Below are 14,892 nucleotides of genomic sequence, written 5' to 3'. Positions count from 1 at the left end.
TTGATGCCATTTTTCTTTATACTGTCACTGAGGCAGGTTGGACATTTGATTTCTAGAGTTATTCGCATTTCTCTATTTTATCAAAATTCAACCTGCTTTGTTTCAGCATACTTTTTGAAACACCACCGAAAATGCCAATGCCAATCACTTAAATGCCAGTCCTGCGAAAAGCCAGCTTGAATCTAGTTTGAATCATAGTAAGGCCTTAAGTGAGATTGCCCAAAATCAGCAAACAGACCCCTTAGAAGGGTTAGATCATCTGAAAAAATTTCTGGATCAGATTGAACAGCAAGATCAAAGCAAGGCTGAAACCTTTAAACAGGCTTTAATGCTGCTGTGCGCACCGAATTCAATTGCACTCTCAACTAATGAAGATCTATACCTTTCAGCTGATCATCAGATTAACCACAGTGCTGCGGATAATATTAATTTTTCCACACAGAAATCTTTGATTGCTCACGCTCAGGACAAGATCAGTTTATTTGCAGCCCAACAAGGATTAAAAGCCATTGCGGCAAAGGGGAAGGTCGAACTCCAGGCACAAGATGATGCAATAGAAACAATTGCTCGTCAAAAAATAAAAATTATTTCGACTGAAGATCAGATTGAAATTATAAGTCCTAAAGAAATTGTACTGACTGCGGGTGGATCTCAGTTAAAGATTAATGGACAGGGAGTATTTAGTACTACAAGTGGGAAGTTTGAGTGTAAGGCTGGGAAGCATAGTTTTATGGGGGGAGCAAACGTAACGTATGAAGTACCTCAGCTTCCCAACAAGCCTTTATATAGCAACAGACTGGATGTATATGATTTATTTTGGCAATCTGACTTCAGTACATTAACTTATAAAGCTTTTATTCCAGAGACAAATTCATATATATCAGGTCAGCTTGATGAGCATGGTCGTACTAAAAAAATGACTACAGCAGATCCTTCTAAGATTGAAGTTTTAGTAGGCATTAATGATGATTGGGAATTAAATGTTCAGGGTTATGATGTAGAAGATTTAATAGAACATAATAATAACTAGGATATAAAAACAAAAATGGTGAATAAGTCTTTAGCAACCATACAAATTTTAGATTTATTGGGTAACCCAATTTCTAAAGTTCAATATGAAGTTAAAAATAGTAAAACAGGCCAACATGTAGTGCGTGGCTTTACCAACTCTAAAGGATGCCTATACGAGATTCAAAGAGATAAAGGAACAGTTTTAGATATTTACGTCAAAAGCCTTTTTGGCATAGGTATGAAAAAAGTTCAGACATTCACAATGTCGAAAGATCGTATGCTTGTCACGGTAATTAGCCCTAAAATTCTATTGGATTTAAAAACAGTTGATAATAATGGAAGTCAGGGAAGTTATAAGCGTAAAACACATACTATTGAAAAGGGTGAAACTTTATCATCTATTGCGCAGAAATATCAGACCACAGTTCGAGCACTTGAAAAGCTGAATAGAATAAAAGATGCTAATAGAATTAGTATAGGCCAAGTAATTAAGCTACCAGTTAATACACCTGCAACAGGGAATAATATTAGTACGAATAAAAAAACGAGTACTCAACCAATAGAAAAAAGTAAAACAGAAGATAAAAAAGTTGCTACTACGGCAGATACAGGCATTGCTACTACATTTGAAGAATACCAAAGGAAAGCGTTAGAACAACTTAATGAATGGTATGAAGAAGGGAAAAAAGCACTTTCAGAATCGGTAAAAATTGATATTACAGAAGACCGTAGCCAAGAGAGTGGAACACCTAAAACCAATACCAAAAATTTGTGTGAAAATAATCCTCAGTGTATATCAAAAGGTCAAAGTGAATTAATTAGAGAAGTTAATATCAGATTAGCTGGATTTGGAGGTGCATTACCTACAGATGAGTTTACTCCTTTAACTGCGAAATGTATTAAACAGTTTCAAAGAGATTATATGGGGGTGCCAGAAACTGGAAAAATATGTGGCAGTGTTTTAGTTGCTTTAGATAAGTTTTATTATGAATACCCGATTGCTAATTTTATGGCTAAAGCCAGTTGCCCTTGTGGAGAATGTTCAGGCTATGGTATGAATAGAAGAAATACAAAGTCAGGCTTTAATACTGCCAATGAATATCCAGGATTACATAGGTCATTAATATGGATATTAAAATCTTTAAATTTCTATTTAAAAAATGAATTTAAACCTAAAGGCCTTGAAGTGGCTTATATTGAATCTGGTTATAGATGTATAGGTGATAATAAGAAAAAAGGCAGAACCACAGTAAACCATATGGGTTTAGCGCTAGATATACACATCAAAAAAAATGGGAAAAGAACTAAGGCTATAGAAGATGTAGAGTTTATTAGAAAAGAAATTATGACTGTAAAAATGGGAGCAAGTGAAGAAAGGGCTTCTGATAAAATATATTTAGAGCCAACAAAATTTAAGAGTGGAGCAAATGGAGCAACTACTTGGGTTCATTTTGATGTAACAAGATTCTCGAGTATTTACTTTAATGATGAATACTTTAAAAAAGAGATTAAAGATCTAAATGGTAAGCCGATAGTTGAGATTGCTAAATCACTAAATATAAATTCTATTTTTAATTGTGCAGGAATAATTGTAAATACTTCTACTATTTCTAAAATAACAGACCAAACTATTGATGATCTTGTAAAAGAGTTAGGGGACGCAATTGCTAGTGGTGAAGGTAGCTATGAAGCTTGGAATGCGGGAGCTCCTGAAGGGAAAAGGGTCAAATATGGGAAAATGAATGACTTGCCAGGTACAATTACTGGGAAAACTATTGATGAGCTTTTAGAGGCTGCGAAAAAATATAAATGGGATGATAATAGAAGAAGATTTGCAACGGGGAAATATCAAACGATTCCTTCTACTCTAGCGGCAGCTAAAGCAAGACTAAATTTGACTGGTAATGAGTTGTATGATCATGATATGCAAGAAAGAGTCTTTAAGGAACATTTATTAAGAGGTCGTTCATCTATCTATAACCTGATTATTAATGGAAATAAAACTGTAGAACAGGCTATGGTTGATGCTTCTAAAGAGTGGGCTTCAATTGCTTTACCAAAGGGAAAAAAGAATAAATATGGGGTTATTTCTGATGGTAATATTGGTTACCATGAATCTAGAACAAATAAAGCAAATAAACATTCTACTGAGAAAGTTAAAGTTATATTTGAGAAAATACATACTTATCATTCAAATAAATAGGTTTTAAAAATGCAGTTCAAATTAATTTTATTATTTCTTTCTATTTTAGGATTTTCGAGTTGTACATACCCCAAAGAAAATATATTGATAACTTCAGATAATGTCTCAAAATGTTATTTTGAAGGTGGAAATATTGATTTTTGTTCGAAAGATAAGCTTGAGGTTTATAATAAGCATATTAAAGATTTACCTAATTTTTCAAATGATAAAGTGTTATTAATCTTAAATCATAATAGAGATTTAGGTGTAGGTGAAAGTAGAGTTGTTAAGCTGATAGTTATATTAGACCCGTTAGGGAAAAAAGTAATTCCTGTTCCTCAGATGGTAGGTAATTTTGTTGATGGTAAGTTAAGGGAGATTTATAATGAACCTGCTATTATAAAATACAATAAGAAGGGTAATAAAATTTGTTTATCAGGAACTACCTATTTTTTAAAAAATAATAATATTAATATTGAAGATGAATGTTATAATTTTGAAAAAGGTCGTATAAGTAAAATAGAGGATTTGAATTTAAATAATAAAGAATTTTCTAAATTGCCCTATTCATCCGATATTCATTTTAAATGTATAAATAATATTAAATTAAATAAGTGTAATGGGTTAAGATTGATATCTTCGCAAACAATGTTGAATAAGTATAACTTTATTAATCCTCAAGATGGAATGAGTGTGCTCTTGAAAGGAGAAAAAGATTTCTTTTTAATAGTATCTCCGTTTTTTGATGAAGAAGGGGCCAATTTAAGGATTATGAAAGTTAAAGATTTTAACTTAATTTCAGAAAAATATATATATGCAGGAAAGAATGTAGAGATTGATAATAATTTGAATATAAAATATTTTGAAGGAAATAATAAAAAAGAATTCTCATTCTAAGAATAATTGATTTAAAAAGCCGACTTTCATCGGCTTTTCACTTCACCCTTCCAAAACCTCTTCCAGCAATTCCTCACTCGGCGCAAAGTAATACGCACCATCCATTGGAGTCACGAAGTGTAGCAAGCGGTCATGGATCCCATCGCCTGATGTACCAAACATGCGCACTAACATGGCATCAATGATTTTCAGGTCTTTGGTATAAGCAATGAAGAATAGACCTTGGTCACCACGACCATCTCCATAAGGCAGAGAGTGACGTAGAATTTCCATTTCCTCGCCTCCCTCATCTTCAACGACAGTACGAGCGATATGCGCATTGGCAGGTTTTACCTCATCCTCGAGTTCAATCGATTCAAGTTTGGTACGACCCATCACTTGTTCTTGAGCATCGACTTTGAGTTTCTTCCATTTATCCAGGTTATGCGCATAACGCTGTGCAAAAATGAATGAACCGTCTTGGAAAATGCCAGCATCTTCACCCAGTAAAGCCACTTCAGCTCGATCATCCGGGAATTGCGGATTTTCAGTCCCATCAATGAAACCGGTAATATCACGGCCATCAAAGTAACGGAAGCAAACACGCTCATCTAGTACTTCAACCTGATCGCGAATACCTTCAAAGAAAGACTGACTCAAGGCGAAACAGATATCGGCACGCGCACTGGCAATATGGATCAGCACATCTGCCGGTACCACAGGCATATTAAATGAACCTTGAATTGGCTCTAATTGTTTAAAACCAGCAGGTGCCTGTTCATACAATTTTGACCAGAGTTCAGGACCAAAAGCGACAGCCGTTTTAATTTGCGCATTCGGATGTTGGGTAATCAGGCGATCGCGTGTCGTAAATAGCTGTTTTAATCGTTCCTTAAAATCTTCAATACTGAGATCTTTCAGGCGTAAAACAATAAAGCGAGCATGATCTGAAGGTAATGGCAAAATTACAGATTGGGCTGTCATTCATGGCTCCTGTAATAAATTTTCTGTATCCAATCCTGCTATTGTGCCTGAAGCGCTATAGAGTGAATAGTATGCAGTCTGATGTTTAAGCAATTTTTTTGGCTGAAAATATTGGAAAAGTCATATAATTAGATCCTGAATTTGAATGAGTTAAATCTCTATGTCCTATCAAGTCTGGTTTGCTTATATGTTAGCCTGTTGGGTGATCAGTATTTCCCCAGGTGCGGGTGCTATTGCTTCAATGTCGAGCGGACTGAATTATGGCTTTCGACATGGATACTGGAATGCGCTCGGCCTGCAACTCGCCCTATTGGTTCAAATTGCTATTGTGGCTGCCGGGGCAGGGGTATTGTTCGCGACTACACCTTGGGCATTTCTTGCTGTGAAATGGTTTGGGGTTGCTTATTTACTGTATCTGGCCCTTTTGCAGTGGAAAGCACCAGCGCAGTCGATTGAAATTAAACATGAACTCGCACGAAAATCAGCTGGGAAACTCGTCATCCACGGTTTTCTGGTCAATATGAGTAATCCCAAAGCGATTGTATTTTTGCTGGCAGTATTGCCGCAATTTCTGGACTTATCTAAACCGCAATGGATTCAATATGTGATTATGGCCGCGACTATGGTAACGATTGATCTGATCGTGATGGCAGGCTATACCGGTCTGGCTGCCAAGGTTCTGCGTCTTCTGAAATCGCCAAAACAGCAGAAAGTCATGAATCGAACTTTTGCCAGCTTGTTCGCTGGAGCCGCATTTTTATTGAGTCTAGTGCATCAGTAGGAGAACCTCTTCTTACAGGAGAGGGAATTCAACGATCTCTTAAAGAATCATCTGTAAAAATTCATCTTCAGTCATGACCTCCATACCATGCTGTTTAAATAATGCAGCCGTCACGCCATCACCCTGAATTTTATTCCCAGTAAATGAACCATCATAAATCAGCTTGCTGCCGCAAGATGGACTATTGGCTTTGAGGATGGCATGTGTCGCTTGAAATCTTTGGGCAAGATCTAAAGCGGCATAGGCGCCTTTGATAAAGGCATCGGAAACATCTGTACCATTTATATCTATAACATGAGCTTGGTACAGCAGCACCTCTCGACCATCGCCAGATTGAATCTCTGCTGCGGGTCGGGGGATAGGCAAACCACTACTGACTTCAGGGCAAATCGTGACATATTGATCCGGCAATAAATAATCGACCAACTCTTTTACCAGACAGTCGCGACCATCATAACGAACCTTGTGTCCGAGCAAGCAGGCACTAATTAGATAAAATTTACCTGCCATGTCTTAAGCCAGTTTTTTAAACTTCTGTAGGATAAAAATAACGGCAAACAACCCTGACATGGTCAGCACAATGGTCAGACCTGTTGACGTATTCAGACCTGCACTTGACCAGAGCCCGACTGTCACACCAATTTGTGCAATCACAAAAGCCCAGATCACCATTTGACGAGGAGAATTTGCCAGTAGTCGAGCAGTGAGTGCTGGAATCACCAGCAATGCGCCCATCAAAAGAGAACCGACCGCACGTAATGCCAATACAGTAAACAGCGCCAGTAACAACATGAAGATCAGACGCTGCAGTTTTGCATTTACGCCTTCACTGATCGCCATATCAGGATCAATTGCAATTTGGATTTGCGCCTGCCAGCTTTTATAAAGAACGGCCAAAGCCAAGATAATCACGACGGCAAAAGTAGGAAGATCTGTCCATGAAATGGTGAGTAGATCACCAAATAAATAGCTAAGCAGTTCCGGTCTTAAACTCGGTAAATGCTGAATGAATAATAAACCTGAACAGAGCAGGGTGGCGGAGCAGAGTGCCAACAATGCATCATTCGGCAAACGCGGGTCATACAGTACCCAAAGTACAGCGACCAATAAGACTGCAATAAAGCTGACCCCCATCCAGAGTGGCAGGCTCATCGCACCAGCAATGGCAACACCGAGCAAAGTACCATGTGCCATCGTATCTGCAAAGAAAGACATACGGCGCCACAGCATCAGACAACCGAGTGGTGCGGTCAGGAACACCAAGAGTGTTCCCATAATCCATGCAGGTAATAGGAGAGATAACCAATCCATCATGGCTTAAGCTTCCGGCTCGGGGTGAATGTGAGGGCGTGAATCGTGCTGGCATGGTGTGGCTGAATCACCATGCGCACAATGGTCATGATGATGCTGGTAGAACACCCGATTGGTACCAAAAATGGCTTGATATTCTGGATGCTGCTGCACACTTTCTGGTAGACCGCTACAGCAGATATGTTTGTTGAGACATACCACGCGATGCGTGCCTTGCATTACCCATTGCAGGTCATGTGAGACCATTAAAATGGCACAACCATATTTTTCTGGCAGGCTGCGCACATATTCATACAGTTCAGCTTCGGATTGAATATCCAGTCCCTGCATCGGTTCATCCAGTACCAGAATATCCGGCTGACGTAATAAGGCACGTGCTAGCAGAACACGTTGACGTTCACCGCCAGAAAGCTGTTGAACTTTGGAATTTTCCAGCTTGGCAATGCCAGTATCCCGAATGATTTCAGCTTTAATAGCTGAAGGGCATTTTTCTAGTGCCAGCAGATCTTTAACCCGTAGCGGTAAACTATGTGAAGGATTGAATTTTTGTGGCACATAAGAGAATTTCAGCTTGCGCGCCGTTTTGATTTCACCGGATTTCGGTTTGACGATCCCAAGCATGACCTTTATTAAAGTCGACTTACCGGCACCGTTTGGACCAATCAGCGTAACAATCTCTTTCTCCTGCAAAGAGAAATCAATCGCCTTTAAAATGTCACGATCATCAATATTGACCCAGATCTTGGAAAGCTGGATCAAGGGTGATGCATTCAAGCTTTGTTGCGACACTGCTGACAGATTCCTGAAATTTCGATAATGCTGTGGTGTGCACTAAAATCGTCTGAAGCCGCCAAGGCATCCAGTTGTTCTAATAAACCTTGTGCAGATGCTTCTTTGACTGCTTTACATTCAGTACAAATCAAGAATGCCGCCTGATGGCCTTCACGCGGATGGCAGCAGGGAATATAGGCATTAATAGAGGTCAGGCGGTGAATAAAGCCTTTTTCTAATAAAAAGTCGAGTGTACGGTACACCGTTGGTGGGGCAGCGGGACGGTCGCTGGCATTTTTCATTTGTGCCAGCAGGTCATACGCACCCATCGGGCCGCTTGCATTCAGAATCAGTTCCAGTACCTCTTTGCGTAAAGGAGTGAGGCGTGCGCCACTTGCCGCACAAAGACTCTCTGCTTCGGCCAGACGTTGCGCGACATTTGGATGGTCGTGTACGCCGTGCAATGCATTGTGGTGTTCGTGCGAACATGAACCCATAGTTCACCTCAGGTGCGAAACTGAAAATTAAAAGATTTCAAATCTTAACATGAAGCGCCCAGAGTTTCGATTGGGCATAGGTATTTTTGTGATTTTGTTATATTATAACACTATTAAATTTGTCCTTATATAGCGATTTCTCTTCATGTTCCGTTTCCTTGCCCTGTGTAGCATGGCTTTGTTCAGTACCCTTAGCTGGTCGCAAAGTCTGGTGGTTTCAACGCAGCCGATTTATCTGATTGCCAAGACCATTACTCAAGGCGTGGAACAGCCGACTTTATTACTGGCCAATCAAAGCGGTCATGATGTCAGTCTGACCCCGGCACACCGTAAAACGATTCAGGATGCCGGCCTGGTGATCTGGTTAGGGCAGGCACATGAAGCGCCGTTGGCAAAAGTGTTGAACAATAACAATAAAAGTATCGCGATTTTAGATTCGGGTATTCTGACCACTTTACCAATGCGTAATCCACGTGGGCAAGCCTTAAAAGATACCGTCGATACCCATGTCTGGCTCGATCCCAACAATGCAGTACGTATCGGTTTCTTTATTGCAGCCTTACGTTCTCAGCAGCTGCCTGAGCATCGGGAGGCCTATTGGAAAAATGCGCGTGACTTTGCCCAAACCATGTTTTTGACTGCACAGCGTTATAGTTCTACAAGTAAAGCTCAACCTTATTGGTCCTATCATGATGCCTATCAATATCTGGAACGCCCATTGAACCTGAAGTTCATGGGGGCTTTGACGGATGATCCACATGTGTCACCAACCGTGGCGCAGATCAAGTATCTGCAAGAAAGTCGTGTGCAGAGCAAAATGTGTCTGCTGGCAGAAGCGCATGCTGGTGAAAATCAGTACCGTAAACTGAAACCGATTGTGTTCCAGAGTGTTGATGAAAGCATGAGTGGGGCAGGGGACTTTATCCAGGCCTGGCAGAAATTGGCCGAGCAAACCCGTAAATGTGTGTTAAATGCCCATCAATGATTTAAAAATAATCAAGTTTTGATTAGTTTGCCAGCATTTGATCTGTTGAAAAAAACACGACTAAGGTCGGGAAAAGATTGCATGTTCAGGGGTGTAACTCTATAATGCCTGCGATTAAAAATAATCATCAGCTAAACTTGTCAAGCATGCTTGCTGTGAGTGAATAAATAATGAGCCGAACTAGTCGCTTGATTGACCGACGATTAGCGAAAGCTTTAGTCCTCTTACAAGCATTAATGATTCCTGTTTCAGCCTTGATTGGCTGGGTCGTGAAAGACTCAACCGTAGCCTTGAGTGCCGCTTTGGGGGCGTTCGTCTGCTGGCTTGCGAGTTGTTATTTTTCATGGCAATCATTTCGAGCGGCAGGAGCCCGGGCATCTAAGCAGGTTCTTTCGAACATGTATAAAGGCTTGATGGGCAAGTTTGCAATTGTGATTGTTGGTTTCATTTTAATTTTAAGCAATGTCAAGCCGTTATCCCCGGTTGCGTTGTTTTGTGGTTTTATGCTCGTTCAAGCCATGTCGTGGGTCGCTCCTTTTTGGGTGTCACGTCTACAAAAACGAGTTTAAACACAACAAAAAATTGAAAAGTTTTTTAGGAGCAGGCGAGATATCAAGCAGCACGCGATATTCGTTTGTTCTATAGTTTTTTGACATTGACCAGGTGTGATTTATGGCTGCTGAAGAACATGCCCTTACTTCGACCGAGTATATCAAGCATCACTTGACCAATATGACCTATGGCAAAATGCCAGACGGTACATGGAAATTGGCCGAGAACGGTGCTGAAGCTCAACAGATGGGGTTCACTGCTATTCACTTGGATTCAATGGGTTGGTCAATCGGCCTTGGTATCATTTTCTGCTTGTTATTCTGGCTCGTAGCGAAAGCTGCAAACTCTGGTGTTCCTACCAAGTTCCAGTCTGCAATCGAAATGATTATCGAGTTTGTTGACTCAAGTGTACGCGATACCTTCCATGGTAAATCGCGTTTGATCGCTCCACTAGCGCTAACCATCTTCGTGTGGATTTTCCTCATGAACTTGATGGACCTTATCCCGGTTGACTGGATTCCTTATGTCGCTCAACACGTGATTGGTGGCCTGTTTGGTATTGATCCACACCACGTATACTTCAAGATCGTTCCATCTACTGACCCTAACATTACTCTTGGTATGTCATTGTCTGTATTTGCACTTATCTTGTTCTACAGCATCCGTGAAAAAGGTGTTGGCGGCTTCGTTGGTGAACTAGCACTTAACCCATTTAACCCAAGTAACCCAGTTGCAAAAGCGATCCTTATTCCAGTGAACTTGATTCTGGAATTGGTAACCTTCCTTGCACGTCCAGTTTCATTGGCTCTACGACTATTCGGTAACATGTATGCGGGTGAGTTAATCTTCATTCTTATCGCGTTATTACCGTTCTGGATCCAGTGGGCGTTATCTGTGCCTTGGGCGATCTTCCACATTCTTGTTATTACGCTACAAGCATTCATTTTCATGATGCTGACTATCGTATACTTGAGCATGGCAAGCGAAAAGCATTAATGGTATTGCCTAACTGTCACGGGATGGTTGGGCACAATTTTTTAACTTAATTTGGTATAAACCTAACCTCTGAGGAATTATCATGGAACTCACTTTAGGTCTAGTTGCAATTGCATCTGCTATCTTGATCGCTTTCGGTGCTTTAGGTACTGCGATTGGTTTTGGTCTTCTAGGCGGCCGTTTCCTTGAAGCTGTAGCTCGTCAACCAGAATTGGCTCCACAACTTCAAACTCGTATGTTCTTAATCGCGGGTCTTCTTGATGCTGTGCCTATGATCGGTGTTGGTATTGGCTTGTTCTTCATCTTCGCTAATCCATTTGTAGGTTAATCAGCTTAATTCCGAAATTCACTATTTGAGGAATTTGCAATGAATATCAACCTCACATTGTTTGGCCAAGCGATTGCGTTTGCGATTTTCGTCGCATTCTGCATGAAGTTTGTATGGCCACCACTAATCAATGCGATTAGTGAACGTCAGCGTAAAATCGCTGATGGCTTAAATGCTGCTGAAAAAGCGAAGGCTGACCTTGCAGATGCGCAAGCACAAGTGAAAGCTGAACTGGACGCGGCAAAAGCACAAGCGGCTCAATTGATCGAACAAGCGAACCGTCGTGCAGCGCAATTGGTCGAAGAAGCTCGTACCCAAGCATCAGCTGAAGGTGAGCGTATTCGTCAACAAGCTAAAGAAGCTGTTGATACTGAAATCAATGCTGCTCGCGAAGAATTACGTCAACAAGTGGCTGCTCTTGCAGTTGCTGGTGCTGAGAAAATTCTTAGCCAGCAAGTTGACGCAGAAGCTCACAATGCCATGCTGACTCAGCTGGCTGCTAAACTTTAAGAGAGGCGGATTATGGCTGAACTCTTGACGTTGGCACGCCCTTACGCTAAAGCAGCATTTGCTTACGCTTCTGAGCAAGGTACAGCTGACTCTTGGTCAACTGCACTTGAATTGCTCAGTGCTGCGGTGCAAGACGAAGCATTTTCAGCTTATCTAAATCGCCCTGAGTTGACACCTGCTGAGCAGGTGGCACTTTTTGCTAAAGTTTTAGGCGAAGACCAAACGCCTGCAGTGTCAAACTTTTTGACTATGCTTGCTGAAAACGCACGTTTGGCTTTGCTTCCTGAAATCGCTGCAGAATATGAACAGCTCAAATCACAGAATAACAATACTGTGGATGTTGTAATTGAATCAGCATTCCCGTTGACTTCTGTACAGGAACAACTTCTTACTCATGCGTTAGAGAAAAAATTCAATGCAGCAGTAAACGTTTCTGTAGAAGTTAACCCGGCATTAATCGCGGGTGTGGTTATTCGTGCAGGCGACCAAGTGATAGATGATTCTGCGCTTAATAAGCTTGAAAAAATGCGTACTCGTCTTCTAGCTTAATTGCATATAAGAAGACTGAACTTTAAAAAGATTGAGGTATAGCGCAATGCAACAACTGAATCCATCCGAGATCAGTGCGCTCATTAAACAGCGTATCGGCGATCTGGACACCAGCGCGACCGCTAAAAACGAAGGTACCATTGTTATGGTATCCGACGGTATTGTGCGCATTCACGGCCTTGCTGATGCAATGTACGGTGAAATGATCGAATTCGACGGCGGCTTATACGGTATGGCACTGAACCTAGAACAGGATTCAGTGGGCGTCGTTGTTTTAGGTAACTACTTAAACCTTCAAGAAGGTCAAAAAGCTCGTTGTACAGGTCGTGTATTAGAAGTTCCGGTTGGTCCTGAACTTCTTGGCCGTGTCGTAGACGCTTTGGGTAACCCGATTGATGGTAAAGGCCCTATTGATGCAAAACTGACTGATGCTGTTGAAAAAGTAGCACCAGGCGTAATTTGGCGTCAATCAGTGGATCAACCTGTACAAACTGGTTATAAATCAGTAGATACAATGATCCCAGTAGGCCGTGGTCAACGTGAGTTGATCATTGGTGACCGTCAGACTGGTAAAACAGCTATGGCGATCGACGCGATCATCGCTCAGAAAAACTCTGGCATTAAATGTATCTACGTTGCAGTTGGTCAAAAACAATCAACTATTGCAAACGTAGTACGTAAGCTGGAAGAAACTGGCGCTATGGCGTATACAACTGTTGTAGCAGCAGCTGCAGCCGATCCAGCAGCAATGCTGTTCTTGGCTCCATACTCTGGCTGTACAATGGGTGAATACTTCCGTGACCGCGGTGAAGACGCTCTGATCATCTATGATGACTTGTCTAAACAAGCTGTTGCTTACCGTCAAATTTCATTGCTTCTTCGTCGTCCACCAGGTCGTGAAGCTTATCCAGGTGACGTGTTCTATCTACATTCACGTCTACTTGAACGTGCTTCTCGTGTATCTGCTGACTACGTTGAGAAATTCACTAACGGTGAAGTTAAAGGCCAAACTGGTTCATTAACTGCATTGCCGATTATTGAAACTCAAGCAGGTGACGTATCTGCATTCGTACCAACCAACGTAATTTCGATTACTGACGGTCAGATCTTCCTTGAAACATCATTGTTCAACGCGGGTATCCGTCCTGCTGTGAACGCGGGTATCTCTGTATCTCGTGTTGGTGGTTCTGCGCAGACTAAAGTCATCAAGAAATTGTCTGGTGGTATCCGTACTGCACTTGCACAGTACCGTGAATTGGCAGCGTTTGCTCAGTTCGCTTCTGACCTTGACGAAGCAACTCGTAAACAGCTTGAACACGGTCAACGCGTAACTGAGCTTATGAAGCAAAAACAATATGCTCCATACTCAATCGCTGACCAAGCTGTATCAGTTTATGCATCTAACGAAGGCTACATGGCTGACGTAGAAGTGAAGAAAATCGTAGACTTTGACGCTGCGTTAATTGCTTACTTCCGTTCAGAACACGCTGCGTTAATGCAAAAAATTGACGAGACTGGTGCTTGGGATAAAGATATCGAAGCTGAATTCAAAGCTGGTATTGAAAAATTCAAAGCGACTCAAACTTACTAATTTAGCAACTTGCTAGATTGGTGTTGGTTTGGTTCACGGAATCAACCTTCGAGGGCTCGTAAGGGCCTTCGAATAATAGGTTAAGCGTATGGCAAATTTAAAAGAAATTCGCGCCAAAGTAGCTAGTATCAAAAGCACGCAGAAAATTACTCGCGCGATGCAGATGGTAGCAGCTTCTAAGATGCGTCGTGCGCAAGAGCGCATGGCACAAGGCCGTCCGTATGCCGAAAATATGCACCGTGTAATTGCTCATTTGGTACAAGCGAATCCTGAATATAAACACCGTTATATGGTTGAACGTCCTGTTAAGCGCGTTGGCTATATCATTGTGTCTTCAGATCGTGGCCTTGCTGGTGGTTTGAACATTAACCTGTTCAAGAAAGTGGTAAAACACGTTCAACAGCAACAAGAGCAGTCAATTGAAGTTCAATTTGCTTTGATTGGTCAAAAAGCGGTTTCGTTTTTTAAAAACTACGGCGGTAAAGTGCTTGGTGCGACCACTCAAGTGGGCGACACTCCAAGTCTTGAACAGTTATCTGGTTCTGTACAGGTGATGTTAGACGCTTATGATAAAGGCGAATTAGATCGTATTTATCTGGTTTCTAACGGCTTTGTCAACGCCATGACTCAAAACCAAAAGATCGAACAGCTTGTTCCTTTGGCAGCTGCTGAAGAAGACAAGACGCTTAACCGTCAATACGGTTGGGATTACATCTACGAGCCTGAAGCTGAAGAGCTTTTAAATGGCTTGTTGGTTCGTTACATCGAGTCTGTGGTGTATCAAGGTGTGATCGAAAACATCGCGTGTGAGCAGTCTGCTCGTATGGTTGCAATGAAAGCTGCAACTGATAACGCGGGTGAATTGATCAAGAACCTGCAACTTATTTATAACAAGCTGCGTCAAGCCGCGATTACTCAGGAAATTTCTGAGATCGTTGGTGGTGCCGCTGCCGTTTAACATATATTAG

16 protein-coding genes and 1 pseudogene are annotated in these 14,892 nt (G+C 41.5%); 12 read left to right on the top strand and 5 right to left on the bottom strand.

Going from position 1 to position 14,892, the window contains the following annotated elements; genetic code table 11:
* Nucleotides 1-127: 127 nt before the first annotated feature.
* From FTU19_RS13410 to FTU19_RS13400, 3 genes and pseudogenes are all read left to right on the top strand, one after another.
* Nucleotides 128-1,030 (top strand): annotated as a pseudogene (locus FTU19_RS13410) (DUF2345 domain-containing protein); the annotation flags it as partial.
* A gap of 15 nt (nucleotides 1,031-1,045) precedes the next feature.
* On the top strand, nucleotides 1,046-3,214 hold the full coding sequence (locus FTU19_RS13405; protein ID WP_004895314.1) for a LysM peptidoglycan-binding domain-containing protein: 2,169 nt from the start codon (nucleotides 1,046-1,048) through the stop codon (nucleotides 3,212-3,214).
* A gap of 9 nt (nucleotides 3,215-3,223) precedes the next feature.
* A complete protein-coding gene (locus FTU19_RS13400; RefSeq protein WP_004895313.1) occupies nucleotides 3,224-4,090 on the top strand; it encodes a hypothetical protein in 867 nt (288 codons plus the stop codon).
* Nucleotides 4,091-4,132: 42 nt separating this feature from the next.
* Here the strand turns inward: FTU19_RS13400 and FTU19_RS13395 are convergent, their stop codons facing one another.
* Entirely contained in the window at nucleotides 4,133-5,053 is a 921-nt protein-coding gene (locus FTU19_RS13395) for a Dyp-type peroxidase (protein ID WP_179992719.1), read from the bottom strand.
* A 160-nt stretch (nucleotides 5,054-5,213) separates the two neighbouring features.
* On the opposite strand from FTU19_RS13395, the gene FTU19_RS13390 reads away from it, so the two are divergent.
* On the top strand, nucleotides 5,214-5,834 hold the full coding sequence (locus FTU19_RS13390; protein WP_179992718.1) for a LysE family transporter: 621 nt from the start codon (nucleotides 5,214-5,216) through the stop codon (nucleotides 5,832-5,834).
* Nucleotides 5,835-5,873: 39 nt separating this feature from the next.
* Here FTU19_RS13390 and FTU19_RS13385 read toward each other — a convergent pair whose 3' ends face one another.
* The 4 genes from FTU19_RS13385 to FTU19_RS13370 are packed head-to-tail and all read right to left on the bottom strand — an operon-like array spanning nucleotide 5,874 to nucleotide 8,413.
* Nucleotides 5,874-6,344: a DUF523 domain-containing protein gene (locus tag FTU19_RS13385; protein WP_180131519.1), complete on the bottom strand. Its 471-nt coding sequence runs from the start codon at nucleotides 6,342-6,344 to the stop codon at nucleotides 5,874-5,876.
* Between the two features lie 3 nt (nucleotides 6,345-6,347).
* Entirely contained in the window at nucleotides 6,348-7,148 is an 801-nt protein-coding gene (znuB, locus tag FTU19_RS13380; RefSeq protein ID WP_180131518.1) for a zinc ABC transporter permease subunit ZnuB, read from the bottom strand.
* 3 nt (nucleotides 7,149-7,151) lie between these two features.
* Nucleotides 7,152-7,934: a zinc ABC transporter ATP-binding protein ZnuC gene (gene znuC, locus FTU19_RS13375; RefSeq protein ID WP_005233382.1), complete on the bottom strand. Its 783-nt coding sequence runs from the start codon at nucleotides 7,932-7,934 to the stop codon at nucleotides 7,152-7,154.
* Entirely contained in the window at nucleotides 7,916-8,413 is a 498-nt protein-coding gene (locus FTU19_RS13370; RefSeq protein WP_005233384.1) for a transcriptional repressor, read from the bottom strand. The genes znuC and FTU19_RS13370 overlap by 19 nt, the downstream gene beginning before the upstream one ends.
* A 145-nt stretch (nucleotides 8,414-8,558) precedes the next feature.
* On the opposite strand from FTU19_RS13370, the gene FTU19_RS13365 reads away from it, so the two are divergent.
* From FTU19_RS13365 to atpG, 8 genes are all read left to right on the top strand, one after another.
* Entirely contained in the window at nucleotides 8,559-9,398 is an 840-nt protein-coding gene (locus tag FTU19_RS13365) for a metal ABC transporter solute-binding protein, Zn/Mn family (protein WP_180131517.1), read from the top strand.
* Nucleotides 9,399-9,568: 170 nt separating this feature from the next.
* Nucleotides 9,569-9,967 carry an ATP synthase subunit I gene (locus FTU19_RS13360; protein WP_166139355.1) on the top strand — a complete coding sequence of 133 codons (399 nt, stop codon included), beginning with the start codon at nucleotides 9,569-9,571 and terminating at the stop codon, nucleotides 9,965-9,967.
* A gap of 103 nt (nucleotides 9,968-10,070) precedes the next feature.
* Nucleotides 10,071-10,946, top strand: a complete 876-nt coding sequence (atpB, locus tag FTU19_RS13355) for a F0F1 ATP synthase subunit A (RefSeq protein ID WP_004780701.1) — start codon at nucleotides 10,071-10,073, stop codon at nucleotides 10,944-10,946.
* An 82-nt stretch (nucleotides 10,947-11,028) separates the two neighbouring features.
* A complete protein-coding gene (gene atpE, locus FTU19_RS13350; RefSeq protein ID WP_000424060.1) occupies nucleotides 11,029-11,274 on the top strand; it encodes a F0F1 ATP synthase subunit C in 246 nt (81 codons plus the stop codon).
* Nucleotides 11,275-11,313: 39 nt separating this feature from the next.
* Complete coding sequence (locus tag FTU19_RS13345) at nucleotides 11,314-11,784, top strand: F0F1 ATP synthase subunit B (protein WP_004780703.1); 471 nt, start codon at nucleotides 11,314-11,316, stop codon at nucleotides 11,782-11,784.
* Between the two features lie 12 nt (nucleotides 11,785-11,796).
* On the top strand, nucleotides 11,797-12,333 hold the full coding sequence (locus FTU19_RS13340; RefSeq protein WP_004780705.1) for a F0F1 ATP synthase subunit delta: 537 nt from the start codon (nucleotides 11,797-11,799) through the stop codon (nucleotides 12,331-12,333).
* Nucleotides 12,334-12,379: 46 nt separating this feature from the next.
* Nucleotides 12,380-13,924, top strand: a complete 1,545-nt coding sequence (atpA, locus tag FTU19_RS13335) for a F0F1 ATP synthase subunit alpha (protein ID WP_180025424.1) — start codon at nucleotides 12,380-12,382, stop codon at nucleotides 13,922-13,924.
* An 88-nt stretch (nucleotides 13,925-14,012) separates the two neighbouring features.
* Nucleotides 14,013-14,882, top strand: a complete 870-nt coding sequence (gene atpG / locus FTU19_RS13330) for a F0F1 ATP synthase subunit gamma (RefSeq protein ID WP_004780708.1) — start codon at nucleotides 14,013-14,015, stop codon at nucleotides 14,880-14,882.
* Nucleotides 14,883-14,892: the final 10 nt, after the last annotated feature.

Source organism: Acinetobacter sp. YH12072 (genome assembly GCF_013419565.1).
Taxonomy (GTDB): Bacteria; Pseudomonadota; Gammaproteobacteria; order Pseudomonadales; family Moraxellaceae; genus Acinetobacter.
This window is presented reverse-complemented; position numbering and strand designations above follow the sequence as displayed.

Coding starts and splice junctions, on each gene's coding strand:
- atpE (WP_000424060.1), top strand. CDS start 11,029: ATGGAACTCACTTTAGGTCTAGTTGCAATTGCATCTGCTATCTTGATC.
- FTU19_RS13360 (WP_166139355.1), top strand. CDS start 9,569: ATGAGCCGAACTAGTCGCTTGATTGACCGACGATTAGCGAAAGCTTTA.
- FTU19_RS13370 (WP_005233384.1), bottom strand. CDS start 8,413: ATGGGTTCATGTTCGCACGAACACCACAATGCATTGCACGGCGTACAC.
- FTU19_RS13340 (WP_004780705.1), top strand. CDS start 11,797: ATGGCTGAACTCTTGACGTTGGCACGCCCTTACGCTAAAGCAGCATTT.
- FTU19_RS13395 (WP_179992719.1), bottom strand. CDS start 5,053: ATGACAGCCCAATCTGTAATTTTGCCATTACCTTCAGATCATGCTCGC.
- atpA (WP_180025424.1), top strand. CDS start 12,380: ATGCAACAACTGAATCCATCCGAGATCAGTGCGCTCATTAAACAGCGT.
- atpB (WP_004780701.1), top strand. CDS start 10,071: ATGGCTGCTGAAGAACATGCCCTTACTTCGACCGAGTATATCAAGCAT.
- FTU19_RS13345 (WP_004780703.1), top strand. CDS start 11,314: ATGAATATCAACCTCACATTGTTTGGCCAAGCGATTGCGTTTGCGATT.
- FTU19_RS13405 (WP_004895314.1), top strand. CDS start 1,046: ATGGTGAATAAGTCTTTAGCAACCATACAAATTTTAGATTTATTGGGT.
- FTU19_RS13390 (WP_179992718.1), top strand. CDS start 5,214: ATGTCCTATCAAGTCTGGTTTGCTTATATGTTAGCCTGTTGGGTGATC.
- FTU19_RS13400 (WP_004895313.1), top strand. CDS start 3,224: ATGCAGTTCAAATTAATTTTATTATTTCTTTCTATTTTAGGATTTTCG.
- FTU19_RS13365 (WP_180131517.1), top strand. CDS start 8,559: ATGTTCCGTTTCCTTGCCCTGTGTAGCATGGCTTTGTTCAGTACCCTT.
- FTU19_RS13385 (WP_180131519.1), bottom strand. CDS start 6,344: ATGGCAGGTAAATTTTATCTAATTAGTGCCTGCTTGCTCGGACACAAG.
- znuB (WP_180131518.1), bottom strand. CDS start 7,148: ATGATGGATTGGTTATCTCTCCTATTACCTGCATGGATTATGGGAACA.
- atpG (WP_004780708.1), top strand. CDS start 14,013: ATGGCAAATTTAAAAGAAATTCGCGCCAAAGTAGCTAGTATCAAAAGC.